Source organism: Francisella sp. 19S2-4, from assembly GCF_036281795.1.
In the GTDB taxonomy this organism is placed as follows: Bacteria; Pseudomonadota; Gammaproteobacteria; order Francisellales; family Francisellaceae; genus Francisella.
Genome location: NZ_JAWUZH010000014.1, coordinates 27,777 through 47,987, shown reverse-complemented (window position 1 = coordinate 47,987; position 20,211 = coordinate 27,777). Strand labels below are relative to the sequence as shown.

Below are 20,211 nucleotides of genomic sequence, written 5' to 3'. Positions count from 1 at the left end.
TTAAAATACTAATATCTGTAACATCTGTATTTTACAAAATATATCTAACAATTTGGGATATTAATTCAACAGTCTTTTTGAGTAAGCCAAATACAGGAACTTTACCACTAGCTCCTCTACCTCGTTTACCTTTACGAGATCCCCAAAAGTAGCTTTCATCTACTTCAATCTCTCCTGTAAACATTTATAAATGCTCACTATTTTCATAAATTAATAATCTTAATCTATGAAAATAATAGCTGGCTGTAGTTTTATTTAGTGATACTAATTCTGATACAGTTCGCGCTGTACTTCCTGCTATAAATAACTCTATTAATTTCTCTTGCTTGTATGTACTTAATCTACTTTTTCTCATCAAAACCATCCTAACATAACTTAGTTATCTAGGACAGCCCCTAAGTTTTTAATCTGTTAGAACTATATTTTCATCTTTGATATTTATCTCTAGACTATCTCTTATCAACTTTACGCTTTCATCATTATGAATTTTTTGTACAGCATTCTCACGCTTTATTTCTGCTGGGGATTTATTGTTAGTGCTTGTGGTTTGATTTGGTAGATTCTTAATATCAAGTCTAAAACTTGGGTTGTTTAAGAATTCACAAATAGCTGATTGTAGTTTTGTAATGCTTTGAGGATCAAGTTCTAAAATTTTCTTAGCATCATCATTAAGTTGGATGTCATATATATCTCCATTATCTTTAATTAAGTGACTATTGAATGCTAATGTTTTTGTAAATCCTTTGAGTTTTATTTTGCTAAGAGTATTAAACCACTGTTTATCAAGATCATTATGTTCTTTTTGCTTTGGAGTATTAGAATTTTGAGCTTTTATAGGTTCAGTAATAGGTTTATTAAACTCTTCTTTGAGATTAGAGAGTTCTCTATTTTTAGGTTTAGTTATGTTGTTTGTGCTAGAACTAGAGGGTAAAGCGTTACTACTTAAATTTTTTTTTTTGAAAGCTATTAGTCTAAGAATAGCCATTGCTAGTCCAGTTTCAAAGCTTGGAGCTAATGATAGATCTCTTTTTGCTGAGATAGTAAGTTGATAAAGTAAATGGGCTTGTTCAATATCTATTTTTTCTAAAATATTGTTTATCAAATCGACATTAATTTGATTTGTTGAATCTAAACTTTCAGTTATGCCATATAAACAACAGCTAAACCAAATTTCTGCTATTCTATCAAGCACAGCTTCAGCATTGTCTTCAGATAGTGTAAGGTTCTTAACTGCAGGCAATATTTTATTAGGTGTATCATTTATAATAGCATCTATTAAAGTATAGATTTCCTCACTATCAACAATACCAAGCATTTGTTTAACTTGTGATTGTTCAAGCTTGCCACTACAAAAACTAATTGCTTGATCAAGTAGGCTTAGTGCATCTCTAAGACTTCCTTTTGCATGATAAGCTATATAATCAAGAGATTGTTCATCAGCCTCAATATTCTCTTTAGAAAGAACCAGTTTTAATTGGTCTTTTATATCAGATTGAGATATATGTTTTAAATGAAGCTGTATACATCTAGAGAGTATTGTTACAGGAATTTTATGATAATCAGTAGTAGCTAAGATAAACTTTACATATTCTGGAGGCTCTTCTAGAGTCTTTAATAATGCATTAAAACTCTGCTTAGACAGCATATGAACTTCATCTATTAAGTAGACTTTATAGCGACCTTGAGAGGGCATGTATTGGATGTTATCAAGAATTTCTTTCGTTTCTTCTACGCCTGTACGTGATGCAGCATCAATTTCAATTAGGTCAATAAAGCTATTGTTATTTATGGCAACACAGTTCTCGCATTCATTACATGGGTCAGCCGTTACACCTGTTTTACAGTTTAAACATTTTGCTAGTAATCTGCCTAGGGTTGTTTTGCCGACTCCTCTGGTACCAGTAAAAAGATACGCATGATGAACTTTCTGTGCTTCTAATGCATGTACTAAACTATTTAGAGCATGTTGCTGACCAGCAACTTCAGCAAATGATTGAGGTCTATATTTTCTTGCTAATGCTTGATATGACATTTACAAATTTGTATTTAAAAATCTTATATTAAATGATAGCAGAGTTGCCTCAAAAGAATAAGATGTTATTTTAATAACTTTAGTGAGTCTTTATTTGTAATATTGAGCTCAAAAATATAAAATCTATACACAAATTTTAGCTAACATAAACATTATCAAATGGAATCTATAAACTATAGAGTTTTATTGAAAAATTTAACGGCCCGTATTGAATCTTTACGGGACTATCTTTGACTATGAGGTTAAAAAAGAAAAGTTAACAGAAGTTCTTATGGAGCTAGAAGATGGCTCTATTTGGGATAATCCCGAGTATGCACAAAATTTAGGTAGACAAAAGGTTGAACTAGAGAGTGTAGTGCATAACTGTGAGCATATTTCAGAAACATTAGAGACTTTATCAGAGCTTTTAGAGCTTGCTGAAGAAGATGATTCTCTTATGCAAGAGATTGCAAAAGATACTCAAGATGTTACGACTGAAATTGAGAAACTTGAGTTTCGCCGTATGTTTTCTGGTGAGATGGATGTTAATAATGCATTTTTAGATATACAGTCGGGCTCAGGTGGTACAGAGGCACAAGACTGGGCTGAGATGTTAATGCGTATGTATATGCGCTGGGCAGATAGCCATGGTTTCAAAGTAACTGTTGATGATGTATCAGATGGAGATGTTGCAGGTATCAAAGGGTGTACTTTAAAGATTGAAGGTGAGTATGCTTATGGCTGGTTGAGGACTGAAACGGGTATTCACAGGTTGGTTAGAAAATCACCTTTTGATTCAAATAGTAAGCGCCACACTTCATTTGCATCAGTTTTTATATCGCCCGAAGTTGATGATAATATTGATATAGAAATAAATCCTGCTGATTTGAGGGTTGATACTTATAGAGCATCAGGAGCAGGAGGACAGCATGTCAATAAAACTGACTCAGCTGTTAGAATAACTCATGTTCCTACGAATATTGTTGTGCAAAGTCAAAGTGATAGGTCACAGCATAAGAATAGAGATAGTGCCATGAAGCAACTTAAATCTAAGCTATATGAGATGGAATTACAAAAGCGTAATGCAGAAAAAAATGCTTTAGAAGATTCAAAATCAGATATTGGTTGGGGTAGTCAGATTCGCTCTTATGTTCTTGATCAGTCTCGAATTAAGGATTTAAGAACAGGTGTTGAAAATACTAATACTCAAGCAGTTTTAGATGGGGATTTGGATAAGTTTATTGAGGCTAGCCTAAAAAGTGGGTTATAATGAATAGTTTTATAAAATAAAGTTTCGCTACTTGCAGCGTAAGCTATAGCGACATACTTTTTTCATGGCAGAAAAAGTATGCAAAACTGCCTAGCACTTGCTATCGCTTATTTGCATGATAATGGTATCTACAAAACTCGCGTAAGCTCAAATAGTTGTAGATACTTTTCCATTATCATTGGCAAAAGCTAACCGTTAAAGTGCAAAAGTAATATAATAATAGGGTAAAAAATGAGCAGTAAATTAAAAGATTTAATAAAAAATTCAATCAAAGAATACTTGGATGCTAATGATATGGCAGTTAAAGATGCTGTTAGAGGGAAAATAAGAGAGCAGATCAGTAACTCTCTTGGAGAAATTAGTGAAATAAATGAGCAAGTTAAAGAGAAAATATCTAACCTTGTGAAAAAGCATATTACAGATATGCAAGAAAGCTCACAGATGGCATTAAGAAAAGAAAAATTACAAACACTTGCAGAGCAAAATAATGGTATTAGCCATCCAAATAGTTTTAGAAGAAATATCGTTGCTGCAGACTTACAAGCAAAATACTCTGACAAATCAAAACAAGAGTTAGAAGAGTTAGAGCCAAAAGAGCTTTATAAAGTAACAGGTAGAGCTGTTTTAAGAAGAGTAATGGGTAAAGCTTCTTTTATTACTTTGCAAGACTTCTCAGGAAGAATACAAGTTTATTTGAAAAAAAGCGATTTACCAGAAGGTCAGTATGATACCTTTAAGAACCTTTGTGATTTAGGTGATATAGTTGGTATTTCTGGGACTATGTTTAAGACAAATACTGGTGAGTTATCTATTCAAGCAAATCACTTTGAGATCTTGACTAAAGCAATTCGCCCACTTCCTGATAAGTTTCATGGCTTATCTGATCAAGAGACTAGATATCGTCAAAGATATGTTGATCTTATTACAAATGAAAAAGCTAGAGAAGTGTTTAAAGTTCGTTCAAAGGTAGTGAGTTTTATTCGTAACTATTTTGATAATATGAGTTTTATGGAAGTAGAAACTCCGATGATGCATGTTTTGCAAGGTGGTGCAGCAGCTAAACCATTTAAAACACATCATAATGCTTTAGATATGCCTTTATATCTGCGTATAGCTCCAGAGCTATATCTAAAAAGATTAGTTGTTGGCGGTTTTGAGCGTGTTTATGAGATAAACCGTAATTTCAGAAATGAAGGTGTATCATCACGTCATAATCCAGAATTTACAATGCTTGAGTTTTATATGGCATATGCGGACTATAATGATCTAATGGACTTAACAGAAGATTTATTATCTAAGCTTGTCCAAGAAGTTACAGGTACTCAAGAGCTAGAGTATGGAGAATATAAAATTAACTTTGGTGGTAAGTATGAGCGTATCTCAATGGTTGATTCGATAGTTAAGTATAATGACGATATTTCAAAACAAGATCTAGCAGACTTTGAATCGGCTAAGAAAATAGCTGATAGGTTAAAAATCAAAGTAGAAGCTTTCCATGAGCTAGGTCATTTAATAAATGAAATATTTGAAGAGACTGTAGAGCATAAACTTATTCAGCCAACATTTATTACAGATTACCCAGCAGTAGTTTCACCATTAGCACGTAGACAAGATTGTAATCCAGAGTTTACAGATAGATTTGAGTTTTTCATAGGTGCGCGAGAGATTGCTAATGGTTTCTCTGAGCTAAATGATGCTCAAGATCAAGCAGAAAGATTTAGAAAGCAGGTTGAAGCAGCATCATCAGGTGATGATGAAGCTATGCCATATGATAAGGACTATATTCGTGCTCTTGAATATGGTATGCCACCAACAGCTGGACAAGGTATTGGCATTGATAGACTTGTAATGTATTTGACAAATTCACAGTCTATTAGAGATGTCATACTATTCCCTCATATGAAGCCTGAATAGGTCTAAGTTCTAAAAATATTCTTAAAACATTTTAATAAAGGAAGTATATGTCTAAAGAAATTATTAGTCATGGTGTATTTATTAATTATGATGAAGCTTACAATGAAATCAAACTTAGAATAGCAAATGATGAAAGTTTATTGGAGCTTTTAAACCAGTTAGAAAGTTGTCCTTTAGGTAGGTTTTTAATTCAAAATAGAGGACTTAATGCATATTGGACAAAGGTTATAACTCAGGATAAAGGTGGATATACTAATGATTTTGAAACTAAGCTTATAACTATACCTCCTATATTTAATGCTACTCAGGAAAGATATCAAATTTTTAAGCAGCAAGTTTTAAGTTTGTCGAATGGCTCAAAAATATTATCTGTACCTGCAGGACTTTTACCAGAGTTCTCAGAAAAGTTGATTTTATCTAAAAAGTTTAAGATAGATGCTTATGATCTTGATAGTAACTGTGCGGATCAAAGTGGTTTGGCTAAGTTGGAAGATGTTAACTATATTGTTAAAGATGTTTTTAAAATGAATGTTAAAAATCACTATGATGCAGTTATCAGTAATGGCCTTAATATTTATCTTAAGACAAATGATGAGGTGCAAAAGTTTTTTCAAATATTAAATAACTCTTTAAAACAGGATGGTATACTTATTTCTAGCTTTATTGCATCTTTAGAGGAAGTTAATATTAAGAACTTAGATAATGCTAAGTTTGGTAAACAAGTTTTTGCTGACATTCTAAATGTTACCTGGACAAAAACTCATGCTGAAGATGAGTTTAGCCAAATTTTATCTAACTGTGGTTTTGATATTAAAGAAATAATTTATGATAGTCAGAAAATGTTTCCAACAATAGTAGCTATTAAAAAATAGTTTATATTCTAATGATCATCATCGTAGCTAGCTTTATGAGATTTACCTTCTATATATGAAGTAAACGCGATTAGTAATGCAGATACTACAAATACTAGGTGGATAGCTGCTGACCATGCTAAGTCTCTATCTGATGAATGAGATACTTCTAAAAACTTTTTTAAAAGAGAGATAGAGGAGATACCTATGATAGAACCAGCAATCTTTAGTTTAACTGCATTTGGAGATAGCTTTTTAATCCAAACAGGTTGACCACCACCTTTTTTTTCAAGGTTCATTTTACTTACAAAATTTTCATAACCACTAATTACCACTATTACAACAAGATTTGCTACAAGTACCACATCACAAAGTGTCAGGGCTAATATAATAAGTTGATCTTCATCAATAGCATGATAATGAGTAAATAGATGATATAGCTCATGGTATATTTCATAGATAAAGCCAAATAAAACTAGCGATAGAAGTAAATAAATTGGTGCTTGAAGCCAACGAATACCAAAAATAAACATTTCAACAATAGATAACAACTTATTTATATATTTCCCCATTTAAATGGCCCTTAATTTTAAAGTTTCTAAATATCAAGATATATGAAAACTAAATTAAAAGCAATAAAAGTCTATTTTGAATAAATGAAAATTATCTTGGATAAGCACTAGATAGAATAGGGTAGGTGAAAAAGATAAACTGTCCGATATTAACTAGATAATGACAAATAATGCTAACTTCAATTTTTCGAGTTTTGATATACGCTAGACCATAAATAATACTTGCAATAAAAGCAAGTATTGCAAAAAATATCCCAGCAAAAATTATATGTATTAAGGCAAACATTAAAGATGTGATAAGTACAGCTACAATTGGACTAGTATACGTTTTAATTTTTGTTTGGACAAAACCTCTCCAGAATATTTCTTCAGGCATACAAGTGAATATTAAATTTACAAAGATAAAGACAAAGGTATAGTTAGTTAGCTTGAAGTCATATCTTATAAAACCAAATATGTAGCTTATAGGTAATAAAATGAGTATTGCTATTAGACCATATAAGAAGCCTAATTTGATAGTAGCAGATAAATCACTTAGTTTGTCTAAAAGGTTGATTTCAGATGAAAAGAATATAATAAAATATGTAAGTATTAGTGAATTGTAATTTAAATATAAGGTAAAAGGAATTGCATCTAGGGAAATATGTATGTTTTTGATAATACATAGATTATGAAAACCAGGTAAAATATGCATATAGTTAAGTAGCAGGAAAAGGGTAGTTATGACAAATAAAGCTAAAAGAGCTATTTTTTTGCCTTTATATTTATAAATTAGATAAATAAATAGACCTGATAAGATAGTTATTAAGATTCCTATATAACTTATTATTCCACTAATAAAGGCAAGTAATAATGAGATCGTAAAAAGTATATTTGCTATTTTCTTGTGTTTTCTCAGCCATATAGTAAATAAAGAGAGAACTATTAATATATATGTTAAGTAAATAAATATACTCATGATTTATTGAGCAGCAACTTCTTCAAGTAGCTCAACTATATCTTTATTGCCATTAGCTTTAGCATCATCAATGGGTTTTTTATTTCGTTTATCTTTAGCATTAACATCAGCACCTTTATTAATAAGATATTTTACAACATCTTTATGTCCCTCTGCTGCGGCTAAATGTAAAGCTGTTCTTTTATCATAATCACCCTTATTGATATCGGCACCTAAGACAATAACTCTTTTGATTTCCGATATATCTCCTGTACTCGCGGCCCAAATTAATTCAAAAGTTAAGTTTGATTTAGCAATCATACGATTTTCTATAGGATTAATTTTATCGCTACAGGCAATATGATCATAATTATGAAAACTAAATTTATCTATCAATCTTTTACTAAATTCAACTCCTCTTGCAGAGTTATGGTTTGGGTCCAACCTTGGTGAAAATATAGCAAATCCACCAACGTTTGGTATCGCTATAACTAAGGCTCCAGAAACTCCTGATTTAGCGGGAAGACCAACTGAGAAAGCATATTCTCCAGAGAAATCGTACATGCCACATGAGTACATCATTGATAAGCAGTTACGCACAGTAATAGGAGAAAATATTTTTTTGTTAGTTAATGGGCATATACCACCATTTGCTATTGATGCCATTATTTTTGCCATTTTCTTTGCATTTACTTGTATAGAACATGTTTGGAAATAAAAATCTAAAGCTGTATATATATTAGCTCCCTCAGGAAAAGCCCCAACCTCTTTCATAAAATGTGCTAAAGCATAGTTTCTATCGGCAGTCTCTTTTTCAGAGTGGTATGTAGCATTATCAAAGCCAATTGGCTCACCGCCAGCAAGATCTTTCCATACTTGAGTGATATATTCGAATCTATCTGCAAGATTCCATTCTGGTTTTATTAGTGAGCAAGTCATAATAGCACCAGAATTAATCATAGGATTATGAGGAAGATTATGCTTATTTAGTGCTATTGCATTAAAAGTTATTCCACTAGGTTCTCTACCTACATGCTTATGAACTTTATCTTCGCCATTTAACTCAGTAGCTATACAGTATGTTATTGATTTTGCTGTAGATTGTACACAGTAAGGATGAAGGTAGTCTCCTAAGGTAATCATTTGCCCATCAACACTACAAAACGCTACAGCAAAAAGGTCTGGATCAACTCTTGCTAATTGAGGTATATAATTGGCATTTTGACCAGATGTGTTTTTTTTAGTTTCATTATATATCTCGATAATTTCTTTTTTGAAATCTTTAAAATCAGGAATAATAAAACCTTTATTAATGGATTTTTCAATAAGACTAATACTATCTGAACTAAAATCTAGAAATTTTTCAAAATCAATCTTATCAATGCGTGAGAAATTATCCAGTTTTATTATAAGTTTTTTAATACGTGGATCATCTGTTACGATGCCAGACTCATCCAAAGCATCTAGAATATCACTTTTAGTAATAAACCCATCTTTATCACAAATAGCATCAAAAATGTTTCTACAAAGATCTTCACTAGTTGAATAACTTGTCATTATTTTATCCCTCTATTTGTATTTTTATTAAAATAATAGTAGTTTGTGTATTCTACAGAAAAAAGTGGTTTTAATATAGGTAGATAAAGCTTGTTTTGGATAAATATTAGTTGATAGTAGCTGTTGCAAGAGCTATAGCCACTAAATATGGATCTGAATTTGCACCAGGTCTTCTATCTTCAAAGTATCCATATCCTTTTAATGCAACAGGTCTAGGTATTCTAATAGAACATCCTCTATCTGCATCGCCAACTTTAAATGTATTAATATCACAAGTCTCATGAAGACCTGTTAGTCTTTCGTGAAGATTAAATCCATAGCTTAAAATATCTTTTGAATGATTTTTCTCAAGATTTTTAACTATTTTTACGATTGCTTGTTTACCTTTTTGAGGGTCTCTAGTGTCTTTAGTTGAGAAGTTTGTATGCATACCTGCACCATTCCAGTCACCTTTGATAGGCTTATTATCAAAAGAAATAGTTATATCAAACTCTTCCCCTAATCTTTCTAATAGCCATCTTGCAATATGAGTATGATCTGATACGTTTAATATGCCAGCGTCTTCTCCATCAACACCTCTATAGCCAATTTGGAACTCCCATTGACCAGGCATTACTTCAGCATTAATACCATAGAATAATATTCCTGCATCTAAACATGCTTGCATATGAGCTTCTACTAAATCACGACCAAAAGCTTTATTTGCTCCAGCACTACAATAGTATGGACCTTGAGGGCCTGGGAAACCAGTGGTTGGCCAGCCTAGAGGACGACCATCTTTAAACATAGTATATTCTTGTTCAAAACCAGCCCACATCTCATGGTTCTCACTAGCATTATCTAAAATTTCTCTTAGTTTAGCTCTATTGTTTGTTTTATGAGGTGTTTCACCATCTGGGTTGTAAACCTCACATAAAACAATATAACCACATTCTCTTAAAGGATCAATTACAAAATTGACAGGTTTAATTATACAGTCTGAATCACTACCTGTAGCTTGGTTTGTAGAAGATCCATCAAAACTCCATTCAGGGAAATCTTGAGGGTTTGTAACCTCTTTAAAAGGTAAAACTCTTGTTTTTGATCTAAGCTCAGGCACTGGATCTGTACCATCAATCCAGATATATTCTGCGGTCATTGTCTTCATATTTACTTTAGCTTCCTTTAACTTTTATTGGCTCAGTATAAATAATATCAAGTGTCTAAAAAAAGTAAATGATAACTATAGTAAGTTAATTAAAAAAACATAATTTATGGTAAAATACAATCATAAATTTAGCTAAATAGTTGAAAAGCTATTTCATTTAGTTGTAGGCGTGTGTTTGCTTTCTTAGCACCTTTGATAGATAAATCTGTATTAAGACACATTTCTAGACACTTTGATATTGTATCTAAGCTAATTTTATTCGCTAGGCTTGTATAGAACTTCTGTTTTGACTGCCAGATATTATTATCTTTGAAGATTTTTTGATGATATGTTATTTGAGTGTTTTTTAGTTGGGAAAGAATTCTTAATTCTTTCTTTAGGCACCATAATACTAAAGGAGGCTTATCATTTTCAGTTAAAATATTGTTCAATATTTTTAGAGCCTTAGTTTTTTGCTGAGCAAGTATTGCTTCAGAAAGATCAAAAACATCATAGTTTGCATGCTCATGGAGAAAAGGGCGTATTGATTTTTCATCAAAAGAAGGAGTGTTTTGTCGTGCTAGAAGTTTTAATATTTGTTTTGTAGCTATGAGGTTACCTTCTGTTTTTTGTGCTAAAAGTTCTACTGCTTGTTGAGTTATATCAAGATTTAAGTTTGATATTTCATTATTTATTATGTTAACAGCATTGGTAAAGTTTGGTTGAAATATTCTTATATGAATAGCTTTACCTTCAAGACTTTGAAACCATTTAGCTGAGATGTTTTGTTTTTTCATACCATTAAAAACAAGTAAGTAAACATTCTCATCATCATTTAATAAATTTTCAGTCAGAGCATGCTGTAAATTTTTTTGAGGAGGCTTTTCAAAATTAAATTGAATAAACTTATCCATCGAAAATAAGCTTAAACTATCTGTCTCATGATATAAAACATCTAAATTTTGTTCGCTTAGGTCATGATAAGAAATTTCAAAGTTTTTTTGTTTAAATTGGCTGGTTATCTTTTCTATAATATTATGTCTTTGTAAAGGCTCATCTCCCGTTACAATAAATAGCTTATAATTTGTAAGATCATTTTTTTTGAGAAAATCAAAGTAATTTAGTTCCATAATATTAAAAAAATTTAACTATTCTTATAACAAGTATTTAGTTTACTATATTGTATGCAGATTAAAAAATTTAAAAAGTGGTTTGAATATGAAAAAGTTATTTGTGATATTAATAAGTGTGTCGATGCTATTGCTTTCAGGATGTGTAACGAAGCCAGATAATATAGAGCCTGTCAAAAGCTTCCAAGCAAGTAAGTACCTAGGTAAGTGGTATGAGATAGCTCGCTTTGATAATAGTTTTGAAAAGGGTATGACAAATGTTTATGCACAATATAGTTTAAATCCTGATGGATCTATAAAAGTAGTAAATAGTGGGATTACACCTTCTACTGGTAAGAGAAGTTATGCTACAGGTGTAGCAAAATTTGTAGAAAATAAGAATACAGCATATTTAAAAGTTTCTTTCTTTAGGCCATTTTATGGAGCATATGTTGTATTTAAGCTAGATGATAACTATAAATATGCTTATGTTGCAGGAGATAATAAGAATTATCTATGGCTACTTTCTAGAACAAAAACAGTACCTCAAAATGTAAAACAAGATTTTATTAAAAGAGCAAAAGAACTCGGCTATGAAACTAATAAGTTAGTGTGGGTTAAGCAATAATTTTATAGAAAATATTTTTTATTTTAATCATCTTAAAAAAATGTAAAATACATATATGCTTTCTGTTATTTAAGATATTAGTGTCTCAATCTTATAAACTTAATAAATTTGACCTAAGTTGGCTGGTTGTCAGTATAGGTATGGCGGTAGGTGCTGGTATAGTCCTTGTCCCAGTTAGTGTTGGAGTTGTTGGATTTGCGGTTTTTATGGTATCAATATTGATAGCATATCCAGGTATTTATCTTTTTCAAAAACTTTATATTCAGACACTGTTTGAATCAAAACACCCTAAAGATTATAAAGAAGTTGTCGCTGAGCTACTAGGGAAAAAATGGTCTGTATTTTTAGGAATTTTATATTTGCTTATGATGTTAATATGGACAGTAATTTATGCTGAGATTGTTGCGAAATCTCTAGCATCATACTTATACATGTTTAACTTAACTACAAATCCTCATCTTGAGCAAAATGCTTTATATAGTGCTTTTTTGATGGTAGCTTTGATTTTCATCGGAATGAAAAGTCAAAAAATATTTGTAAGAATATCTACTTTTTTAGTAGCTCTTCTAATCATAGCAATTGTTATTGTATCTATTTGTTTGATACCGCTATGGTCAGTTAATAATCTTTTGGTGTTGCCATCTGATGGTGGTGAGTTTGTAGCTAAAAGTATTATAATGTTACCATTCTCATTAACTTCTATTTTATTTATTCAATCTTTAAGTCCTATGGTCATTGGTTATAGAAAAGAATATGCTAACCAAGATAAGGATATGGTTTTAAAAAAGACGCTTAGAGTTATGACCTTAGCATTTATTATCTTGGTTGTAGTGATTGGCTTTTATGTATTATCTTTTTCATTAGTCATTCCAAAGTCCCAAGCCTTAGAAGCCACAGCGAATAATCAGTCTGCCTTTATATTACTCGAGAGCCATGGATTATCTAATCAAGTACTTTATTCTTGTGGAATTATTATTAGCTTATGTGCAATTTTGACATCTTTTTTAAGTATTTTAGCTGGTATGGAAGAATCATTAAGAGGAGTCTTGCGAGCAAAACTTAAAAGTACTAGTTTAATTATTGAAAATAAAGGGCTATTAAATTTAAATACTATAGTAGTAATAGCTATCTTTTTATTAACTTGGCTTTCTATAGTTTTTGATGCGCCAATATATAAGCTTGTACCTTTATCTGGACCTATATTCGGAATATTAGGATGTTTAGTGCCAGCATATATTGTTTTTAAAAGGCCTGCACTGAAGAAGTATCGAACTAAGAGTATTTACTTTATTATATTTATTGGAGTTATCTTAGTTATATCGCCGTTGTTAACATCAGCGTTGTCATAAAAATAAACTGAGAATTAGATAAAATACATAGTTTGATTAAAGGTATAGAGAGAATTAAAAAGATTAAAATTAATGTCTAAAATGTCTCATTCCCGTGAATACCATAGCTATTCCAGCTTTATTAGCAGCATTGATAACTTCTTGATCATTTTTAGATCCACCTGGTTGAATCACGGCAGTTGCGCCAGCTTTGATACATTCCTCTAGACCGTCAGCAAATGGGAAGAAAGCGTCAGATGCAACAGCAGAGTTTTTAGCACCTTCATGAGCTTGAGCCTTTTCAGCACCAATTCTAGCCGAATCTACACGAGACATTTGTCCAGCACCAATACCAACTGTTTGAGTATCTCTAGCATATACGATAGCATTTGATTTTACATACTTAACAGCTTTCCAAGCAAACATTAAATCAGCCCATTCTTTATCAGTAGGTACTCTATCTGTAACAACTTTACAGTCATTAGCATCAACACCGCCATTATCATATGATTGAGATAAGATTCCACCATGAATATTTTTGCTTATCATGCGTGATGATTTTGTGTCGAAAACTTTACCTGTCTCTAGTACGCGTAAGTTTTTCTTAGCAGCCAAGATATCTAAAGCCTCTTGAGTATAGCTAGGAGCAATTATTACTTCTAAAAACATTTTTCCTAAAGATTCAGCCCATTCTTTATCAACTTCACAATTAAATGCAACAATACCACCAAACGCTGAGATTGGATCGCAAGCTAAAGCTTTTTTCCAGGCTTCAAAAGAGTTCTTGCCAGAAGCGATACCGCAAGGGTTGGCATGTTTGATAATTGCACAAGATGGTTCAGAATATTCACAAACCATTTCAAAGGCACCATCAGCATCATTTAGATTATTGTATGATAGCTCCTTGCCTTGTAATTGCTTAGCATTTGTGATGCTTACACAGTCTGTATCCGTAGAGTATACGGCAGCTTTTTGATGAGGGTTTTCACCGTATCTTAAAACTTGCTTAAGAGTCCCTACTGAGAAAAGTTTTTCAGGATATTCTTCATCTAATTCTTTACTAAACCAGTTTGCTATATGACTATCATATTCAGCAGTATGAGCAAAAGCTTCTTTAGCAAATTCTCTACGCGTTTTTAGAGTTGTTTGACCATCATTTTCTAACATCTCTTTAACAATAACATCATATTGACTAGGATTTGTAACTATTGTCGTATGCTTGTGGTTTTTGGCACATGAGCGAACCATTGATGGGCCACCAATATCAATATTCTCAATGCATGTATCAAAATCAGCACCAGATTTTACAGTATTAACAAAAGGGTATAAGTTAACAACAACCATATCTATCTGACCAATGCTGTTATCTTGCATAGCTTTAAGATGTTCTGAATTATCTCTATCTGCTAAGATGCCTCCATGGATAAGAGGATGAAGTGTTTTAACACGACCATTCATTATCTCTGGGAATTGAGTATGTTCTGATACATCTTTGACTATAAGACCAGCTTCTTTTAGGGTTTTCGATGTTCCTCCTGTTGAAAGAATTTCTATATTGTATTTAGTTAATTCTTTAGCAAAATCAACAATACCTGTTTTATCTGAAACAGATATTAGAACCCTTTTTATTTTTGACATGTATTATCTTCCTTGTTTTTTGGTAAAACTATAGTTTGAATAGCTATTATAGCAATTATTAATAATAAAAGACTACCCTAAAAATAATATGTCAATTTATATTTTACTGGCAAAATTGTGACTAATATATTACCATACTATATATCTAAACTTTAATGTCGTAGTCTTAGTTTTAATATGTCAAAAATTGTAATTGTTGGTGCTCAATGGGGTGATGAAGGTAAGGGTAAAATAGCAGATACTCTAGCAGAAAAATCAGACTTAGTTGTACGTTACCAAGGTGGTAATAATGCTGGTCATACACTAGTGGTAGACGGTAAGAAAACTTTCTTACATCTTATTCCATCAGGTGTTCTACACAAACATACAAAATGTGTGATTGGTCATGGTGTAGTTTTAGATCCTGTAGCTCTTGATAGTGAGATTACGCGTTTACAAGATACAGGGATAACTATTTCAGCAGACAACCTTTTTGTTTCAGAGTCTTGTACAGTTATTACTTCTTATCATAAATTATTAGATGCGGTTAGGGAAAATAGTACTACTGAAAAAATAGGTACAACTGGCAAAGGAATTGGACCTGCTTATGAAGACAAAGTATCTCGTAAGGCAATTAAGTTCAAACATTTATTTGACAAAGATTTATTAAGAGCAAGGCTTGAAATATCTTTAGCTGAGAAAGAGACTCTATTCAGAGACTTATATAAGGTTGAGTATCCATCAATAGAGGAAGAGTTTGATAGACTTTACTCTCTAGGCAAAAAACTTAAGCAATATGCAAAAGATACTTTCTCAATTATAGATTCTGCTATTTCAGAAGGTAAAAATATTGTTTATGAAGGTGCTCAAGGCGTACTTTTAGATGTTGATTATGGGACATATCCTTTTGTGACATCATCAAATACTTCAGTTGCAGGTGTTTACTCTGGTGCTACAACAGCAGGTAGTAATTTAGATCATGTAATTGGCATTACAAAAGCATATACAACAAGAGTTGGTGAAGGACCTTTCCCTACAGAGCTTTTTGACGATGTTGGTAAGTTTATTCAAAGTAAAGGTGGTGAAATAGGTGTAACTACGGGAAGAATCCGTCGTTGTGGTTGGTTAGATTTACCTCTATTGAAATACTCTGCGAAATGTTCTAATTTGACTTCAATTGCTTTAACAAAAGTTGATGTGTTGTCTGATATGGATACTCTAAAAATTTGTATTGGCTATAAGTATGAAGGTAAAGAAATATATTGTGCTTATCCTGGTATAGATTTATATAAAGTTGAACCTATACTTGTAGATTTAGAGCCTTTTTCCATAGATGAAACAGTTACTAAAGATAACATGCCAGCTGCTCTTAAAACATACTTGAAGACTATAGAAAATCATATAGGGATTCCTATTTCATCATTAGCATATGGTCCATCTAGAGAGCAAATTCTATTCTTTGAAGATTATTTCAAAAAGGTTTAATTATGAGTTATTCTGCAGAAAATACTGATGTTTATATAACATCGCAACAACTTGAAGACGCTATTACTAAACTAGCTGAAGAGATTAATCAAGATTATTCAGGTCAAGAGGTTACTCTTGTATGTGTTTTAAAAGGATCTTTTATGTTCTTTGCTGATCTTGTGAGAAAGCTAAGAATTGACTTAAGAACGCAATTTATTACAGCTTCATCTTATGGTTCAGGGACAAAAAGTTCTGGTGAGGTAACTTTGACAGAAACATCTCTTAAAGAGGAGTTCGTTAAAGATAAGAATATTATTATAATTGAAGATATTGTTGATACTGGACATACTTATCATAAGTTAAAAGAAGGTATAAATAAATATAATCCTAAAACTTTAAAATTTGCCACTTTGCTATTTAAACCTGCAAGACTTGAAAGAGAAGTAAATCTTGATTATGTTTGTTTTGAGATAGAGGATAAATTTATAGTTGGATATGGATTAGATTTTGATGAAAAATATCGCGAACTTCCATATATAGGACTTATAAAATAAATTTCTTAAACTCTTTAGAATGGATAGTTGCTTATAAAAGCTTCTCTAAGAAAATCTTCAGCTAATTTCCAAGCTCTTTTATTTGATGTTGCATTAAAAACAGTGCCAAACTCAATATCGTTAGCACTTGGATTAGTAAATGCATGATAAGTATTACCAAAACTATGCAATTGCCAGTCTGCTTTGCGTTTAGTCATCTCTTGTTGAAATCTATTAACTTGATCTGGAGTTACCATAGGATCATTATAGCCATGCAATACAAGTATCTTAGCATCAATATTTTGCTCTTTGGCTATAGTTGAGTCAAGTAACCCATGGAAGCTTATAGCAGCTTTTAATTGCACATTAGATCTGGCCATATCTAGTACACATTTACCACCAAAGCAAAACCCCATTGCTGCAATATTTGATTTATCAACTTTTGGGAGTTTTTTTACAGTGCTATAAGCAGCTCTAAGTCTTGTCATTAGAGCATATTTATCCTCTAATAGAGTGTTCATCAAGGTGGCATTTTCTTCTTTTGAAGAGCCTACTTTTGCATCGCCATAGACATCTAAGGCAAACCCAAGATAACCTTTTTTTGCTAAGGCAATTGCTTTATCACAAGCAAACTTATCTCTTCCTGCCCATGTTGGGGCTATTAATATAGCTGGTAAATTAGATCCTTTATCTGGGTATGCATAAAAGCCTCTTAAGGCTACCCCATCTCCACGATATTCAATTTCTTTTGCGATTATCATTTTTGAAACTTTATAGATTATAAGATTAGCATAATTATAAATATATAAAGGTAAAAAGAAAATGGGGTTCTGAGATAATATAAAATATATATTTTATATAAATCTATTCTTTATAATACTTACTAGGTATAAGCAACAAATTATTGTAGTTATAAAAAAGCTAATGGGTACATCTATATAGTAGGCAGCAATTATTCCTAGCCAAACGGTAAATATAGAGATTATAGTACTAAGTGCAATAGGCTTGTAAAAACCATCAACCCATTGAGTTGATATTGCAGCAGGTCCGATAAGGAGTGAGAAAACTAGTAATATTCCAACAACTTGGCAGGCCATTGATACAGTTATAGCAATACAAATAAAAAGAAGGATAGATAGAAGTTTATTAGGTACTTTTTTTGATTCAGCAAAGACTGGGTCGATAGAGGATATAAATAAAGGTCTTGCTATTATTGTAAGGACAATTATAGTAAAGATAGCTAAGCCAAATAAAATATATATTTGCTCAAGACTAACAGTTAGAATATCTCCAACTAAAATTGACATGACAGAGCCAGAGTATCCACTTTGATATAAAAATAAAAAGTATGTCCCTAAGCCTAAAAAAAATGTTAAAACAATACCTATAGCAATATCATTTTTTTTAATTTTATCACCAAAGGCACCCATAAGAGTTCCAGCAATTAGATTTATAAAGAGCTGGCCAGTCATTGCAGATAGGTTAAGTAAAACAGCACCAGAAGCACCTGTGAGACTAATATGGCCTAAAGCATGTGACGCAAAAGATAGTCTTCTAATAATAACAAAAAAACTAATAATTCCACAGATGATAGCTATTATAGTTCCTGCTATGAAAGCATAGATCATAAAAGTATAATTAAACACAGATATCCTCCTGTAGACATGGCATCTCATTACAATAGTGGCATTTACCATCTTTAAAGTGAATAAAAGCATCTAGTTGTGTACTTATTTCTTTCATATCATGAGATATTATTAAAAGAGTAACATTTTCTTTTTTATGAATTTCTTTAAGACATGCTATAAATTTTTGTTTTGCATCAGGATCAAGGTCTGATAGAGGTTCATCTAAGAGAAGTACTTTAGGTTCATTTATGAGAGCTTGGATTAGATAGATGCGTTTTTTTTGTCCACCAGATAGGTTTTTGAAAGGGTTATGTATATAGTCTTGAGTCTGAGTTAGTTCAATAAGGTAGTTTAACTTTTCTTTAAATTTGCTATTGAATAAAGGAAGCCCCCAAGATTTAGGTCTATAGCTATATTTTATGAGAGTATATCCTGATGTTTTTTCTTCAAAGTTTATTTCTCTTTCTTGAGGGATATAGCTAATATTATCGATATTTATCTTTGCATTATTTATTGTTATTGATCCTGATAAACTTGGTATTTTACCTAAAATAGTTTTAAAGAAAGTAGATTTTCCAATACCGTTTTTACCAACTATACCAACCCATGCATTAGTTGGGATCTCTAAATTAAGAGGTGAAGTTATAGGTTTATTATATCCAATAACTAAGTTTGAGCATTTAATCATTTTATCTCTTTCGATTGTTCTAAAACAGTTGCTGTTGTCTGTAATGTATCTATCATCCAGTCTATAGCATTATCAGTAGTTGGCATTGTTTCGGTGAGACCTACTACAGGAATTTCATTCTTATTTGCTAGCTCTAGAATATTATGAGTTACATTATCTGTAACTTGCTGATTATAAAATAAAACCTTAATTTCTTTATCATTAAATAGCTTTTGATAATTAATCATCATTTGAGGGCTTGGTTCAGAATCATTCATTATTACCCATTGGAAAGCGAGCCCTTTCATATCAAGTCCAAGAGCATTTGCCATATATCCAAAAAGAGGCTCTGTTGCCGTAACAGGAGTGCCTTTGTTATCTTGTTTTATTTGCTCGACTAGTTGGTATACTTTTTCGTATTTATGATTGAAGTTTTCATAATTTTTTTCATACAAGCTTTTATCACCAGGATCTTTTTCGATGAATACATCTTTTAATCTAGTAGCTAAAGCAGGAAATGTTTTTGGATTGTACCAAAGATGAGGGTTTATGCCAAATTTTGAAGTTTTTTGATAATCTACAAGGTCTTGTACTTTGATGACTACAGCATTAGTATTACTTTTAAGGATAGGCTGTATCCATGAATCATAGTCTGCACCATTGTATATGATCACATCAGCATCTGCTAACAACTTGGCGTTTTTCACAGAAGAAATAAATGTATGAGGGTCGCCATCGGCATTATTAATGATATTTGTAACTTTAACATTACTACCACCTATAAGTTGAGCTACACTTCCATATTGATTTTCTGCAGCGACAACATCTATATCATGTGAGCCTTTGGTTGTTTCAGGTTTTTTATTAGGAACAAAGTTCATCATAAGTAAGCCAATTATGGCTACAATAGCAATAATTATTAAGATAATTTTTTTCATGAATTTCTATTTTGTTAGAAAATTGTAGAACAAATAATAGAATAAAAAAAAGATGGAG

The 20,211-nt window shown here is 31.7% G+C and carries 18 protein-coding genes and 1 pseudogene; 7 read left to right on the top strand and 12 right to left on the bottom strand.

Going from position 1 to position 20,211, the window contains the following annotated elements:
• Window positions 1–46: 46 nt before the first annotated feature.
• Window positions 47–355, bottom strand: a pseudogene (locus tag R8535_RS04650) (IS1595 family transposase); the annotation flags it as partial.
• Between the two features lie 48 nt (window positions 356–403).
• Window positions 404–2,032: a DNA polymerase III subunit gamma/tau gene (dnaX, locus tag R8535_RS04645; protein ID WP_329496867.1), complete on the bottom strand. Its 1,629-nt coding sequence runs from the start codon at window positions 2,030–2,032 to the stop codon at window positions 404–406.
• Window positions 2,033–2,191: 159 nt separating this feature from the next.
• Between dnaX and prfB the strand changes: the two genes are divergently transcribed.
• From prfB to R8535_RS04630, 3 genes are all read left to right on the top strand, one after another.
• Window positions 2,192–3,281, top strand: a protein-coding gene (gene prfB, locus R8535_RS04640; protein WP_329496869.1) for a peptide chain release factor 2 whose coding sequence is annotated in 2 segments (ribosomal slippage) — window positions 2,192–2,263 and window positions 2,265–3,281 — 1,089 coding nt in all. Because the reading frame shifts where the segments join, the coding sequence is not laid out codon by codon here.
• A gap of 231 nt (window positions 3,282–3,512) precedes the next feature.
• A complete protein-coding gene (gene lysS, locus R8535_RS04635; RefSeq protein WP_442902160.1) occupies window positions 3,513–5,195 on the top strand; it encodes a lysine--tRNA ligase in 1,683 nt (560 codons plus the stop codon).
• A 47-nt stretch (window positions 5,196–5,242) separates the two neighbouring features.
• Window positions 5,243–6,067: a hypothetical protein gene (locus R8535_RS04630; RefSeq protein WP_329496871.1), complete on the top strand. Its 825-nt coding sequence runs from the start codon at window positions 5,243–5,245 to the stop codon at window positions 6,065–6,067.
• Window positions 6,068–6,075: 8 nt separating this feature from the next.
• On the opposite strand, the gene R8535_RS04625 is transcribed toward R8535_RS04630, so the two are convergent.
• The 5 genes from R8535_RS04625 to holA all read right to left on the bottom strand — a co-directional run bounded on the left by R8535_RS04625 (window position 6,076) and on the right by holA (window position 11,368).
• Entirely contained in the window at window positions 6,076–6,618 is a 543-nt protein-coding gene (locus R8535_RS04625; RefSeq protein WP_329496873.1) for a TIGR00645 family protein, read from the bottom strand.
• 91 nt (window positions 6,619–6,709) lie between these two features.
• A complete protein-coding gene (locus R8535_RS04620; RefSeq protein WP_329496874.1) occupies window positions 6,710–7,576 on the bottom strand; it encodes a CPBP family intramembrane glutamic endopeptidase in 867 nt (288 codons plus the stop codon).
• 3 nt (window positions 7,577–7,579) lie between these two features.
• Window positions 7,580–9,112, bottom strand: coding sequence for a glutaminase A (glsA, locus tag R8535_RS04615; protein ID WP_329496875.1), 1,533 nt, complete (start codon window positions 9,110–9,112; stop codon window positions 7,580–7,582).
• Between the two features lie 106 nt (window positions 9,113–9,218).
• Window positions 9,219–10,259 carry a glutamine synthetase beta-grasp domain-containing protein gene (locus R8535_RS04610; protein WP_329496877.1) on the bottom strand — a complete coding sequence of 347 codons (1,041 nt, stop codon included), beginning with the start codon at window positions 10,257–10,259 and terminating at the stop codon, window positions 9,219–9,221.
• A gap of 128 nt (window positions 10,260–10,387) precedes the next feature.
• Window positions 10,388–11,368: a DNA polymerase III subunit delta gene (holA, locus tag R8535_RS04605; protein ID WP_329496879.1), complete on the bottom strand. Its 981-nt coding sequence runs from the start codon at window positions 11,366–11,368 to the stop codon at window positions 10,388–10,390.
• Between the two features lie 88 nt (window positions 11,369–11,456).
• Between holA and R8535_RS04600 the strand changes: the two genes are divergently transcribed.
• Together R8535_RS04600 and R8535_RS04595 are read left to right on the top strand one after the other, a co-directional pair.
• On the top strand, window positions 11,457–11,975 hold the full coding sequence (locus tag R8535_RS04600) for a lipocalin family protein (RefSeq protein WP_329496880.1): 519 nt from the start codon (window positions 11,457–11,459) through the stop codon (window positions 11,973–11,975).
• A 140-nt stretch (window positions 11,976–12,115) separates the two neighbouring features.
• On the top strand, window positions 12,116–13,324 hold the full coding sequence (locus R8535_RS04595) for an aromatic amino acid transport family protein (RefSeq protein ID WP_329496946.1): 1,209 nt from the start codon (window positions 12,116–12,118) through the stop codon (window positions 13,322–13,324).
• A gap of 69 nt (window positions 13,325–13,393) precedes the next feature.
• On the opposite strand, the gene purH is transcribed toward R8535_RS04595, so the two are convergent.
• A complete protein-coding gene (gene purH / locus R8535_RS04590) occupies window positions 13,394–14,941 on the bottom strand; it encodes a bifunctional phosphoribosylaminoimidazolecarboxamide formyltransferase/IMP cyclohydrolase (protein WP_329496882.1) in 1,548 nt (515 codons plus the stop codon).
• A 177-nt stretch (window positions 14,942–15,118) separates the two neighbouring features.
• Here purH and R8535_RS04585 point away from each other — a divergent pair, with 177 nt between their 5' ends.
• Together R8535_RS04585 and hpt are read left to right on the top strand one after the other, a co-directional pair.
• On the top strand, window positions 15,119–16,405 hold the full coding sequence (locus tag R8535_RS04585; RefSeq protein WP_329496884.1) for an adenylosuccinate synthase: 1,287 nt from the start codon (window positions 15,119–15,121) through the stop codon (window positions 16,403–16,405).
• Window positions 16,406–16,407: 2 nt separating this feature from the next.
• Window positions 16,408–16,941, top strand: a complete 534-nt coding sequence (gene hpt, locus R8535_RS04580) for a hypoxanthine phosphoribosyltransferase (RefSeq protein WP_329496886.1) — start codon at window positions 16,408–16,410, stop codon at window positions 16,939–16,941.
• 14 nt (window positions 16,942–16,955) lie between these two features.
• Here hpt and R8535_RS04575 read toward each other — a convergent pair whose 3' ends face one another.
• The 4 genes from R8535_RS04575 to R8535_RS04560 all read right to left on the bottom strand — a co-directional run bounded on the left by R8535_RS04575 (window position 16,956) and on the right by R8535_RS04560 (window position 20,153).
• Complete coding sequence (locus R8535_RS04575) at window positions 16,956–17,681, bottom strand: dienelactone hydrolase family protein (protein ID WP_329496888.1); 726 nt, start codon at window positions 17,679–17,681, stop codon at window positions 16,956–16,958.
• A 93-nt stretch (window positions 17,682–17,774) separates the two neighbouring features.
• Complete coding sequence (locus tag R8535_RS04570) at window positions 17,775–18,617, bottom strand: metal ABC transporter permease (protein ID WP_329496949.1); 843 nt, start codon at window positions 18,615–18,617, stop codon at window positions 17,775–17,777.
• Window positions 18,559–19,236 (bottom strand): metal ABC transporter ATP-binding protein, encoded by a 678-nt coding sequence (locus R8535_RS04565; RefSeq protein ID WP_329496890.1) that lies wholly within the window; start codon window positions 19,234–19,236, stop codon window positions 18,559–18,561. Before R8535_RS04565 ends, R8535_RS04570 begins: the two co-directional genes overlap by 59 nt.
• The gene (locus tag R8535_RS04560; protein WP_329496892.1) at window positions 19,233–20,153 is read right to left on the bottom strand and encodes a metal ABC transporter solute-binding protein, Zn/Mn family; all 921 of its coding nucleotides are present in this window, start codon (window positions 20,151–20,153) and stop codon (window positions 19,233–19,235) included. The genes R8535_RS04565 and R8535_RS04560 overlap by 4 nt, the downstream gene beginning before the upstream one ends.
• Between the last annotated feature and the right edge of the window lie 58 nt (window positions 20,154–20,211).